Raw genomic sequence first — 12,594 nt, forward strand, 5'->3', positions numbered from 1 at the left:
GGACTGTTGTCCCCATCTTTGCGGCAGGTTGTCTACGCGTTACTCACCCGTTTGCCACTCGACTCATCTAAGCAAGCTTAAAATCGTCTCGTTCGACTTGCATGTGTTAAGCACGCCGCCAGCGTTCGTCCTGAGCCAGGATCAAACTCTCCATAAAATTTATGAAGAACTTAATCAAGCTCTCAATTATCTATTAAAGAAATTGCCGATTGCTATGTTGTTCATACCAATCAATGTTTTAATAAGAAGTTTTCACTTCTCAAACATCTGGCTTTAATCATGTTGCATGATTATTTGCATTGTTTAGTTTTCAAAGAACAATCTGTGTCGCCGTTTCAAGCGACTTGTTTATCTTATCGCATTCAGTATAGCTTGTCAAGAACTTTTTTAATTCTTTTTTGAAGCTCTTCGGCACTTCACAGTGGCTTGCCAATCAAGGCTTGCGAAGCTGTTTTGTTGCCGTGTCTGTCAGCGACTTGTATTATATTACACGAGTCAGAAGCTCCTGTCAACACCTTTTTTGAAAAAAACCTGAAAAAGTTGGCAAAAAGTTCGAGATACAAGACGGAGGGAAGGGGAGGCAATTACTTTCGTCTGCTTATGCAGGCTTGCCTAACGCGACTGAAAGCAACTGCCTCCCCTTCCCTCCTCTGGCTAGTAGTATTTTATCGTACCCCGATGTAAAGCAATGATGTAAGATGCACAAAGCCGCGGGGACTGGTGCTGTTTTCCGTAGCTTTTGGCCAGCCTGCCTATGGCGAAGGAAAATATTACCAGTCCCCGCGGCGTCTTACAAAGGGGGAAGAATATACAAGTGTTATCTATTCGTTCACCTCATCAATCAAAAAGTTCTGCTTTGCAATCCCGTAAGTGACACTTCACTGCCCATGGAGAAAATTCCCCATTGATGTTCAGGCAGACCATACATACGCGTGCTCAATGCCATCTGGTCATTGATGTAGAGAACAGCCACCGTGCCATCAATCAGCAGGGTGAAGTCATAGTTTTGTCCTGGCTGGAAGCTGACGGGTACGGAAAGTTCCGGCTTCGCCTTGCTTACTTTAGCCGTATCGGTGTTGTAAAATGCCACCTGCTGGGCTGCTGGGTCAAAGACCAGATTCAGTGCGCCAGTCTGATTAGGGCCGACATTGAACATCAGACCGAATTTGCCCTGCTGGCTTGTGGGCGTGAACCGTCCTGTGATTTTTCGGATGCCACTCATCTTCGACATGACAACGCTGGACAAATCCTTGCCACCGAAATGGTAATCACTACCAGCGACGGACACATCACCTTTCTGCATAAAGGGTGACAAAGCCACTTCCTGTTTTAATTTGGCGGCTGCCTTTTCCACAGGCACCGGATAGAGTGTACCATCTGCCCGCTGCTTGAGCTGGTGCGTCACCATATTGCCCGCCCAATCCGTCGGTCGCTTATCCAGACCATCCCACTTGGTCGGCGTCCAGCCCACCAGATAGAGGTCTTTTTTGTTCTGCGCCAACTTGCCGGCATAGAAACCGCTGGCGTCAAAATAATCTCGTGCCGGTTTCTCAAACGGCCCCTTGGAATCCTTGGCCATACGATAATGTACGACACGATTCGGCCACTGGTCGGAGAATGTCAGATACCAGTAATCGCCGTATTTCACGAGCGTCGGACATTCCATATTGGCATCGCTGCCCATATCGTTTTCAAATAATACACCCTTGTCCTCCCAATGCTTGAGGTCTTTGGAAGTATACAGAGCAATTACGCCACAGGGCTTCTGACTGCGTGTCGTAATGAGCATCCAGTATTCCTCATAGTCTGCATTGTAGAATACGTTAGGGTCACGGAATGTATCGTCATAAATGTAAGGCTTGCTGCCTTGGAAAGAATCCTCCGGCAGTTTCTGCCAGCTCACAAGGTCACGGCTGACGGCATGCATGATATTTTCCTTGGGCATGCTGCGCCAGTTAAAGCCGGTATAAAACGCATGGTAAAGACCGTCTTTATCCTGCACAACCGAGCCGGTGCCCAACGCAGAGTCCTTGGCAAATTCATTATCGGTATCGTAGGGAATAACTTTGCTGTCATGGTGATAATCGGTAAAATCCTTGGTCGTCCACAGGCTCCAAGGATGGAAACCTGTATCCCCGTCACGCAAATCTTCCAAATAGAAGATACGGAACTGCTCACCATCATAAAAAGGCATGGTATCCCCCACCCAGCTATAGCCAGAATTAGGAAAAAGCGCCGGATATGCACCTGCCTGTGAACTGCACATGCAAAGACTCGAAGCGGCCAACAAGGCGGCCAAAATTTGTTTTTTCATTTTATGTCTGCCTTCTTTCATCATATAGTAAGCCGCTTAGAAATACATTTCCAGCTGGGTACGGAGGAAACCGTAGTTTTCTCGTGTGCCGGTAAGATTCCACCCGGTTTTATCACTAAACATCCCCAGCTTGCCAAATGTATAATGAATCATTAACTTCGTATTGCGAATGGGTACGAAATCCGCACCTATGCGAATACCATTGAACTCTGCTTGCCGGTGACCATCCCAGGGTTTATAGCCAGGATTCTCATTTTCAAGTTTAGCGGCATAATCTCCAGCCGGGCCAATAATATCATCATTAAACCAATTTGTCAGCCCGGTATGCCCCCGCTGCAAATATTTTTTGACATATATATCATAAGAACCAGGGATATCTGGACGGGCTTCTTTATACTGCAACTGAATAAAGTGTGACTTATTTAAGTTTCCTGCATTAGATTTAGCGATAGCTGCCGTGAGTTTCAAATCACGGTTCAACTTTGTATCGAAGCCTATGGAGAACGTTTTACGACTTACATTATCGTCCCTATTAGTAATTTTCCCATAATGTGCAGCAATATTGGTGTTCTTAGCTATGGGAACTTCCCCCATTAAGGATATAACCCTATAATTGCTGCTAACATCCTGCCAATAAAGAGGAGGACCACCATTAACTACCAAATTGTGTTCCGGATCTCCATAAAGAATACGACTGGTTGTGTTCCCGAAGTTAAACTTAATCTCAGCCTTTCTCCCCCATTTCGTGGGTATACCATAATTTAGCTGAAAACCATCAACTTTTTCATCATAGGTAAACTTATAGGGAGATTGCAGGTAATAACGCCCTATTTTGACATTGACATCTCCTACACGTCCGCCAGCATATAGCTGCAAGACAGGGCGAGAATAACTCTTGCCATTACTATCATAAGCCCCTATGTTATCCGTGAGATTATTTTCAAATTCATGTTCACTGAACAGTGACCACTTTTCATTTATCCGATATTTGGTGAATAAGTTAATCCAAACGGATTTCTTCTCTACGCCCTTTACTCCCTCAAATTTATGCTGATCCCATCTAAGCCGTCCATACCCATGAATCTCAATATTCGGCTCGTTGGTCTTTTTCTCCACCTTTTTCATGCGCTTTTCCAAGCTGCCAAGCTGCGCATTCAATCTGTTCTGGAGTTCCTGGGCCTGCTGCAGCTGTTCCTCCAGCTGTCTGCGCATTTCCTGTAGGGACTCCTGTGTTACCGGTTCCGTTGAAGCCCGCATTTGACTTCCTGCGTCCGGATTCTGTTCCATTGCCGTCAGCGTATCCATAGCGGCAGGCTGTGCTCCTGCCAGACCGCATGTGCTCACAATACCAGTGCCGGCAGCAGGCCGCCCACCATCAGTTTCTTCTTCATTATGCTTTCACCCTCCAAAAAAGGAAGCGCCGCTGACTTTCCACATTTCAGTGACGCTTCCTGCACCATCAAATTTTTACGCTTCCAACGGCTGGCCTTCTACATCCCGGTCATCCTTTTTCAGGATGCAGCAGGCGTACAAGGTTGCCACCAAGACAATCCCGGCAATCGTCAGGAACGTGCTCTGATAGCCGATGCTGTCACGCAGGGTGCCCAGCGGTACGGAGAAGATGATGCCGCCGACAGACGCTGCAATCTGGAAACCAACCATATAGAGGGTCGCCGATACACGCGTATCAAAGTGCAAGGTGAAATAGCGGAAGATAGCCAGCACGAAGAGTGCCGTTTCCGGAGCATGCAAAAGTTTGATCAGGCCAATTCCGAGCGGAGTCGAAGCCAAACCGCAGCCGCCGATACGACAGATCATGATAAGGCAGCTCAAGAGCAGTGCACTGCGCACGCCGATTTTCTTCATCAGCACCGGCACCAGTCCCATCATCAGGAACTCCAAGAATACCTGCACAGAGTTCAAGATACCATAAGCCTGCTGTCCCTCTTCCGGGGTAGCAAAGAACCGCGTGAAAAATTCCGGGAACATCTGCTGGTCAAATACGGTATAGAACGTCCAGCTCAAGATAACGAAGATAATGATTTTCCAAACATCAAAGATACCAAATACCTGAATGATTTCCTTAAGCGAAGGAGATTTAACTGCCTTATTGCGTTCCTCGCTGTTCTCATAGGCAGCGACATTTGCTTCCTTATTTTCCGGTTTCAGAAGCAGCAGCACCGCCAAGAGGACTGCCGATACCGCCGAACCGGTCCAGAATACCAGATACGGATTAATCGTAAAGAGGAAACCTGCGGCAAGTGCCGACATTGCATAACCAAAAGACCCCCAGGCACGGGCCTGTCCATACTCGAAACTATAGCGGCGGCTGAGTCTTTCTGTCACCGCTTCAAACACCGGGCAGGCAGCCAGATATGCCACAGCCAGATACACAGCCCCCACCATGGCGCCAACATAGAAATTGCTTTCCAGCATGGGCACATACACCCAGGTAAAGAATGGTGCCAGCAGTACCTGACAGCCCACCATAGCAATGAGCAGATGTTTTTTCAATCCGAGCTTATCCTGCAATGAACCATAAACAAACATCAGTACCAACGCCACAGCCGAACCAAACGTGTAAATTGTGCCGACCTGAGCTCCCGAAAAGCCCTGTTTCGTCGTCAGCCAAATCTGGAAGAAAGACCACCAAATCCCCCAGCCGGCAAAGAATAAGAGAATTTCCAGCGAACCCGTCCGATAAAACGGATTCCGTAAAGCTTTCGTAAAAATGTTTTGCATGATTATCGTCCCCTTCAGGTTTCCCTCAATCAATACTGATTACTTTCGCTCTCCAGCCGCCATGCTTTTGCCTGATTATCTGCCTGCGTCAGCAAACGGCATTGCACATCATTTTGCCAGTAAACGCGTTCCGTAAACGTAAGTTCTCCATCACCGACAAACAGTTCAACCGAACTTTTATCGAGGAAAAGCTGCAACTTCAGTGGCTGCGTAGAACGCAGGACTGCCGCCCGCTCGCCATCTTTTGTGTTGCGGCTGACTACGAAGCGTCCCCCGGCTTCGAGACTCAGCTGCAAATTCTTTTCCCCGTCGGTCAGCAGGAGCAGTACGCCTTCAGCCTTTTCCGTAAAGGTAAGTTCCAGTTCTGCCGTCCGGCCCAGCTTATAATCACGTTCCACTTCCAACGCGCCATCAAGCAGCACTTCCTGCCGCAGGCCAGTAAGCTCTCGTATTGGTTTCTGCAGAATGCGGCCATCTTTTACTGTCAGTTCACGCGGCAGCGTCAAGGCTCCGGCCCAGCCATCTTCAATTTCCGGCATGGGCGAATCCCAGGCATTCATCCAGGCAATCATAACGCGTCGACCGTCCGGCGTCAACATCGTTTGTGTCGCATAGAAGTCATGGCCGTTGTCGATTTCCACAAAACCATCATGCTGCAGTTTCTTATCCTTGACATTGCCCAAGAGATAGCCCGTCTGATTCAAATTGCGGAAGCGGTCACCGTCAGCTTCCAGCCCCTGCGGGGACATCAGCAGGATATCCTTGCCGTCGAGATGGAAGAAATCGGGGCATTCCCACATATAACCTTCCGTTTCCTTGGAAACCGCTTTGCAAAGTTCCGTTGCCGGTTCCCAGTGCAATAAATCTTTGGAGCTGTAGATAAGCGCCCGGCCCAGGCCATCCTCGCCCTGGCTGCCCAGCACCATGTAGAAGGTATCGCCTTCCTGCCAAACCTTGGGGTCACGGAAATGCTTCGTATTCCCGGCTGGCGTTTTAAGCACCGGATTGGCACCGTACTTGGTAAAATGAATGCCGTCCTCACTCCAGGCCACGCGCTGGTCCTGATAGAAATCTTCGGGGTCAACAGCATTCGGCGTATGATGGCCCGTGTAAATCAACCAGAGCTTATCGTCATAAACCACCGCACTGCCGGAGAAACAGCCGTTTTCATTTTCATCCGGAGCAAGTGCCACCGGCAAAGTCTCCCAGTGAACCAAGTCGCGGCTGCGGGCATGTCCCCAGTGCATCGGCCCCCACTCAGCTGCATAAGGATAATACTGATAAAATATATGATACCATCCCTTGAAGAACGAAAAACCGTTCGGGTCATTCATCCAGCCGCCCGGGGTCATTACATGATACCCCAGCCGGTATCGCTGATTCGTAATTGTTATAGGTTCTTTCATACACATGCGCTCCCTTGTCTCATTGAGTTCTCCTCTTTTTGAACCGGTTCATTGAACCGGTTCAAAAATTATTTTAGACTTATTTGCGTCGATTGTCAATGGGTTCGTAATTTATTTTTTTATAATTGTATTCTGATAATTTTGTCTACAGAGCCATGTTAAGGCCGGGCAAGCACTTCCCTAACACGTCTCTCCGGAAATCAAAGTCGGCGGCAGCACCCAGGACAAATCATCCTGTTTGCCATTGATGATGCTCACGATTTTTTGCGCCGCCACCTTGGCCAATTCACCAATGGGCTGGCGTACAGCCGTCAGCTTACGGATACCGTTCTGCGTAAGAACGGTACCATCATAGGCCACGAGCTTCAACTGTTCCGGCACCTTTATTCCGCGCCGTACCGCAACCTGCAGACAGGCCATCACCGATACATCCGAGCCTAAGATACCGTCTACATCCGAAAAATCGTCGAAGATTTTTTCTGCCAGCAGCAGTGGTTCTTCAAAGCCAAAACTATTCCACGGCAGGGATACGATATCCGTCTGCACGCCATGGGCATGCATGACCTCATTGAAGGCCTGATGGTATTCTCCGGCCGGCGTCTTTACCATCTGCGAACCGGAAATTTCCACGATATGATGGCAGTCATGCTGCAAAAAAGCCTCGGCCGCGAGTCTGCCTCCCAGCATATGGTCGGTATGCACGATGGGAATATCCGGGCTCAGATAACGGTCAAAGGCGATAATCGGCTGCTTCAGCCCCTGATAGAGCGAAGTGTCCAGCGAATGTGCCCCCATGATAATGCCGTCCATGTTCTGCCGCTGCAGCATCTCGATAAAAACATGTTCCGCATTCTCTTTTTGCTGCGTGCAGCAAAGCATGGTCTTATAGCCCAAATGATACAGGGATTCCTCCAGCCCTTCCACCAATTCTGCAAAGAAGGGATGCGCCACGGTCGGCACAATAACACCGACCGTCATCGTGCGCTTGAGTGAGAGGTTGCGGGCCATTTCACTGGGGACATACTGCAATTTTTCCACAGCCGCCTGGACTTTCTGACGGATTGCCGGTGAACCATAATCAGGATGATTGAGCACCATGGAAACCGTCCCTACAGAAACGCCGGCCTCCTGCGCTACATCACGGATTTTAGCCAAACCTTGCACCTCCCGTTTCTCAGTTCATCAGCAATACGATAATAACGCCGGGCACACCTAACACACCGGCAATCAGCGCCTTGAGAAAGGTAATATCCACCCCGGCCCCAAAGAGATTGACTACCCACAGGAGCACTGCACCGACAATGCTGTTGGTAATCATCTTCCACAATATCTTCATCGGCAGGGCGATAATCTTGCCAATCAGGCACAGAGCGATAAGCCCCACCGCAAAAGCTGCAATAATTTCCATTTAGATTTCCCTCCGGTTTTCCATCGCCTTGGACAGGGTCACTTCATCCGCATACTCCAAATCGCCGCCGATTGGCAGGCCATGGGCGATACGGGTAACCTTTACCCCCATAGGCTTCAACAGTTTGGCTAAGTACATAGCCGTGGCCTCCCCCTCCACGTTAGGATTGGTGGCCATAATCACTTCCTTGACCTCGTCGCCGGTCAAGCGTCCCAATAATTCCTTGATGCGTATCTGGTCAGGCCCGACCCCATCCAAGGGAGACAGGGCACCATGGAGCACATGGTAAACACCGCGGTAATCCCGCATGCGTTCCATAGCCGCTACATCCTGCGGCTGTTCTACTACACAGATAACGGAGTGGTCGCGTTCTTCCGCTGCACAAATGGCACAGGGATTCTGGTCGCTGAGATTGAAACAGGTATTGCAATAGCCGATTTTCTCTTTGGCCTCGATAATGGCTGTTGCCAGCTTCTTCGCCTGCTCTGCGTCCATATCCAGCACATGATAAGCAAGGCGCACTGCCGTTTTGTTACCAATGCCCGGCAGTGCGCGAAAATGCTCTATTAACTTTGCCAGCGGAGCAATATACTGCACGTCTGCTCCTTAGAAAAGTCCCGGCGGGAGGCCAAGACCGCTGGTGAGTTTACCCATTTCCGAAGCCATCATGTCATCCACTTTCTTCGTGGCTTCATTGAATGCAGCAGAGATAAGGTCCTGCAGCATTTCTACATCTTCGGGGTCAACAGCAGCCGGGTCAATCACGAGATTTACCACCTGCTTTTCACCGTTCATGGTGATTTTCACGGCACCGCCGCCAGAGGTTACATCTACAGTCTTGCGCTTCAGCTCGTCCTGCATCTTCTTCATGTCGTTCTGCATCTTCTGGACTTTCTTCATCATGCCGGCCATATTGCCCATGTTGCCCATTCCACCAAACATATTATTAACTCCTCTCAAAGGTGATTTTCAACTTCTCTTAGACTACCAAAATTAGTCCTATCCGTCAACAAACTTATTTATCGTCCTCGATTTCTACCACATGGTCACCAAAAATCTCAAAGGCCTTTTCGAGCGGCGCCCGTTCCTCCGGCGGCATGGAATCCAAATCCACATGGATGGTGGGTTCCTCCGGCGACGGGGGCGGAGCCATTTTCTTCTTCACCGGCTGGGGTGGCGGCATTATCGGCATATCCTCACCGCTGCAATGGAGCCGCAACGGACGGCCAGTTAGCTCCTGCAAGAACCCTTCCAACACACTGCGGTAATTGCGCATAGCCAAATCGGCCATCAGCACGCCCTTGAACTTCACAAAGAACTGCGTATCGCTCATGCCCGCAAACTGTCCCTGATTCATGCAGGCAAAGACCGGCATCTTATTCCGTTCCTTTAAGGTCTTTAAGAGATTATCCCAGATTTCCGCATCACTGGCCGTAATGGGCACAGCCGGTTCCGGCGGCATGACGGGTGCTGGCGCCGCTGCAGGCCGCGAAGCAGCCACGGGACGCGGGCTGGCCGGAGCACTTGCATTAGCTGCCCCGCCAGTTGCCACAGCCGGACGGGTTGCGAGCTGCGCCGCCATCTGTGAGAGCTTTGCCTCCAGCTGCGCCAGACGGCCATCATCAGCCGCTGCCGTATTTCCCGCCTGCGGCACCGCACCGCTGACCGCAGGATTGCACAGAGACATCAGCGCCACTTCCACCGTAATCCGCGGCTGGGGCGACCATTTGAGTTCCGTCAGTGCCTCATGGAGCCGCTTAATCATGGCCATGATTTCCTCACCGCTAAAGAATTTGCCCTGCTCCTGCAGGACTTCATCCGGCTCGGCATACAAATCCATCTGCGCCAGCGTCCCCGTGGCCTGATAAATCATCAGACTGCGCAGATGCAGCGATAACTCCGTCAATACCTGTTTCAAATCCTTGCCGTCCCGCAAGAGGTCAGCGAGCACAGCCAAAGCCGTCTGACTCTTATGGGCATAGATGGCTTCCGTCAGCTTGTAAATCCAGTCATGGCCTATAAGCCCCAGCGTCTGCCGTACCCGCGCCGCCGTAAGTTCCCCGTCAGCCAGTGCCGAGCATTGGTCGAGCAGGGACAGAGCATCACGCAGACCGCCATCAGCCTGAATGGCAATCATGCTCAAGGCTTCGTCTTCCGCCTGAAGTCCCATTTCGGACACAACTTTTTCCAGCCGCCCGCGAATCTCCTCCACCGTAATCCGCTTGAAATCATACCGCTGACAGCGGGACTGAATGGTAGGCGGCACCTTATGCGCTTCCGTGGTGGCCAGAATGAACACCACATGCGCAGGCGGCTCCTCCAAGGTTTTCAACAGCGCATTAAAGGCCTCCGTGGTCAGCATATGCACTTCGTCGATGATGTAGACCTTGTACCGCCCATCCACCGGCGCAAACTTCACCGTTTCCCGCAGGTCACGGATTTCATCAATACCACGGTTGGAAGCCGCATCGATTTCAAACACATCCATCGAGGAACCATCATTGATTTTTTTGCAGGCCGGACACTGACCGCAAGGCTCCGGCGTCGGACCGTGCTCGCAGTTGAGCGCCTTGGCCAGAATCTTGGCCGTACTGGTCTTGCCGGTGCCCCGTGGCCCGGAAAAGAGATAAGCATGACCAATCCGCCCGGTATTTATCGCATTGGAAAGGGTTCTGCTGATATGTTCCTGTCCCACCAAGTCCCCGAAGGTACCGGGACGCCATTTACGGTAAAGTGCAATATAGGCCATAATTCTCTCCCACTCGAAATTACATACAAAAAAAGACCGCCTTGCGGCAGTCCCTGCAATGCATTCTTTTTCACGTCGAGCCGCAGTCCTCAGGCGACCTCGCGGCACATGAAGCACCCCGCTTATCGCTGCTTCCTTCCGGACCTGACGAGGTTCACAGGACTTCATTGCGCAAGACCCAAGCACTGCAACCCGACCTGAAAAAGAATATAAAAATGGCGGAGAGTGAGAGATTCGAACTCTCGATACAGCGTTCACCGTATACACGCTTTCCAGGCGTGCTCCTTCAACCACTCGGACAACTCTCCACAATGCTCTACTTAAAAAGCTATTTAATTGTTCTCCCTTTCGGGATGCCGTTTTTGCCGCTTTCGTTCAACGACAAGAATTATTATATACATATCCACCATGCCTGTCAACACTTTTTTGAAAAAAAAGTTGAAAAAAATTAACGGCGGGATAATCCGCCGTCTAAATGAACTCGTCTGTCGCCATAACCACTTGGAAAGACCCCACCGAACTATGCACCCGCAGGCGCAGCTGATGACTGCCATGGGGACTCACATTTTTCCCGAAGCGGGGCAGTTCCAAATCCGTCTCAATCTTCCGTTCGCCCAGGGACACACTGAACATCCCATTGAGCACATTGATAAATTCCTCAAGGCTGTCCTTAGCCAGTTCGTCCATCTCTGGAATTTCTTCCTCACTGTAGCGTTCCGCCAGTTTCAGATAAACCGGCTCGCTGGCAATCAGCCCCGCGGCAAAATTGATATCGCCGCTGAGCCGCTGGGAAGTGGCATAGCAAGGCTGCTCCTCATCTTCTGTGCAAGGCACCCGCTCCACCACCGCTTCCGTGTGCAGCATTGTTTTCATAGCTGCCATGAACATTTCCATATAATCTACATAGTAATCCATCTGCGCGGGATGAATTTTGCCCATAGACCGTAGCACCGCCGTCCGCACCGGATTGATATCCATATCATCCTCAGACAGCAGTTTGGCGGCCGAGGATTCATCCTGCTCAGCCTCCACTAAAATCCGCCGCATTTCCTCCAGTTCATACTTGTCCCGGTTAAAAAGGCATTGGACTATGCTAAAATTACTGGCCATTCGCAGCGACCTTCCTTCGCACCGTTTCCACGGCCTTCTTAATCTGCTCACTCGTATATGGTTTCTGAATAAAATCCATGGCGCCCATCTTCAGCGTGGTCATAAGCTTCTGCGGCGTGCCTGCCGAAGACAGCATCACCACCGGCAGGTCGGGATTGACTTCCTTGATAACCTGCAGCGCCTCAATGCCGCCCACTTCCGGCATGACAATGTCCAGGAACACACAGTCAATCTGCTCCTGCAGATTGAGCATAACCGCCTCTTTACCGTTCTGGGCTTCCAGAACCTCACAATCCAAAGTCTCCAGCTCCTGCCGCAGCTTCTTGCGCAAGAGCTTCGAATCATCCGTAATCAGTACCCGTAGTTTTCTATCCAAAGTGTCCGCCTCCCAAGCGAATAATACAATTAATCGTTTAACTTAACTGTAATATTCGCCAAGGGAAATTTATATTCCTTCAAAATAAAAGTGACGAGACGAAAAAACTCGGCGGTTCTAACATCTCGTCACTTGTGGTGATTGTCTTAGAGTTGGACTGGAAGTCACGTTGTGGTATAATAGCAACGTTACTCCAGTCTGGTGTAGCTGTAAGTACACAAGAAAAGCACGTTGGAAGCTGCTAAACTTCTCCAACGTGCTTTTCGTTTGTTGCCTAATGGACAAAACGACTCTTCATAGCGTTTGCCTATGGTTAAAGTATAGCATAGCCTCTGACGATTAGCAAGGAAATAATCAATGAGTAGAGAAAGCCCCCAGCACGGCAATGCTGGGGGCTTTCGAATATTGCTTGTTCGTTTCGTGCTTTTATTATAACACCCTATATCCGAAAAGACAAGGCATATTTCAGCTGATTTGCTGACAAAAATC

12 protein-coding genes, 1 tRNA gene and 1 rRNA gene are annotated in these 12,594 nt (G+C 50.1%); all 14 read right to left on the reverse strand.

Features of this window, described 5'->3' with window-relative positions; genetic code table 11:
* A 16S ribosomal RNA gene (locus T320_RS06450) occupies window positions 1-157 on the reverse strand; the annotation flags it as partial.
* Between the two features lie 684 nt (window positions 158-841).
* Window positions 842-2,314: a glycoside hydrolase family 32 protein gene (locus tag T320_RS06455; protein WP_037354165.1), complete on the reverse strand. Its 1,473-nt coding sequence runs from the start codon at window positions 2,312-2,314 to the stop codon at window positions 842-844.
* 36 nt (window positions 2,315-2,350) lie between these two features.
* Window positions 2,351-3,619, reverse strand: a complete 1,269-nt coding sequence (locus tag T320_RS06460; RefSeq protein WP_037354168.1) for a hypothetical protein — start codon at window positions 3,617-3,619, stop codon at window positions 2,351-2,353.
* Between the two features lie 35 nt (window positions 3,620-3,654).
* Window positions 3,655-3,777: a hypothetical protein gene (locus tag T320_RS15065; protein WP_255327084.1), complete on the reverse strand. Its 123-nt coding sequence runs from the start codon at window positions 3,775-3,777 to the stop codon at window positions 3,655-3,657.
* 4 nt (window positions 3,778-3,781) lie between these two features.
* On the reverse strand, window positions 3,782-5,056 hold the full coding sequence (locus T320_RS06465; protein WP_037354170.1) for an oligosaccharide MFS transporter: 1,275 nt from the start codon (window positions 5,054-5,056) through the stop codon (window positions 3,782-3,784).
* 29 nt (window positions 5,057-5,085) lie between these two features.
* Window positions 5,086-6,462, reverse strand: coding sequence for a glycoside hydrolase family 32 protein (locus T320_RS06470; RefSeq protein WP_037354174.1), 1,377 nt, complete (start codon window positions 6,460-6,462; stop codon window positions 5,086-5,088).
* Between the two features lie 180 nt (window positions 6,463-6,642).
* Window positions 6,643-7,617 carry a LacI family DNA-binding transcriptional regulator gene (locus T320_RS06475; protein WP_037354177.1) on the reverse strand — a complete coding sequence of 325 codons (975 nt, stop codon included), beginning with the start codon at window positions 7,615-7,617 and terminating at the stop codon, window positions 6,643-6,645.
* A gap of 19 nt (window positions 7,618-7,636) precedes the next feature.
* Complete coding sequence (locus tag T320_RS06480) at window positions 7,637-7,870, reverse strand: pro-sigmaK processing inhibitor BofA family protein (RefSeq protein ID WP_026759239.1); 234 nt, start codon at window positions 7,868-7,870, stop codon at window positions 7,637-7,639.
* Window positions 7,871-8,467, reverse strand: a complete 597-nt coding sequence (recR, locus tag T320_RS06485; RefSeq protein ID WP_037354179.1) for a recombination mediator RecR — start codon at window positions 8,465-8,467, stop codon at window positions 7,871-7,873.
* A 9-nt stretch (window positions 8,468-8,476) separates the two neighbouring features.
* Window positions 8,477-8,812, reverse strand: a complete 336-nt coding sequence (locus tag T320_RS06490) for a YbaB/EbfC family nucleoid-associated protein (protein ID WP_026759241.1) — start codon at window positions 8,810-8,812, stop codon at window positions 8,477-8,479.
* Between the two features lie 73 nt (window positions 8,813-8,885).
* A complete protein-coding gene (gene dnaX, locus T320_RS06495; protein ID WP_037354183.1) occupies window positions 8,886-10,619 on the reverse strand; it encodes a DNA polymerase III subunit gamma/tau in 1,734 nt (577 codons plus the stop codon).
* Between the two features lie 216 nt (window positions 10,620-10,835).
* A tRNA-Ser gene (locus tag T320_RS06500) sits at window positions 10,836-10,927 on the reverse strand.
* A 163-nt stretch (window positions 10,928-11,090) separates the two neighbouring features.
* Window positions 11,091-11,729, reverse strand: coding sequence for a hypothetical protein (locus tag T320_RS06505; RefSeq protein ID WP_051608634.1), 639 nt, complete (start codon window positions 11,727-11,729; stop codon window positions 11,091-11,093).
* The gene (locus tag T320_RS06510; RefSeq protein WP_026759243.1) at window positions 11,719-12,105 is read right to left on the reverse strand and encodes a response regulator; all 387 of its coding nucleotides are present in this window, start codon (window positions 12,103-12,105) and stop codon (window positions 11,719-11,721) included. The genes T320_RS06505 and T320_RS06510 overlap by 11 nt, the downstream gene beginning before the upstream one ends.
* Window positions 12,106-12,594 lie beyond the last annotated feature (489 nt).

The sequence above is a fragment of the Selenomonas sp. FC4001 genome (genome assembly GCF_000701565.1).
Classification (GTDB): Bacteria; Bacillota; Negativicutes; order Selenomonadales; family Selenomonadaceae; genus Selenomonas_A; species Selenomonas_A ruminantium_B.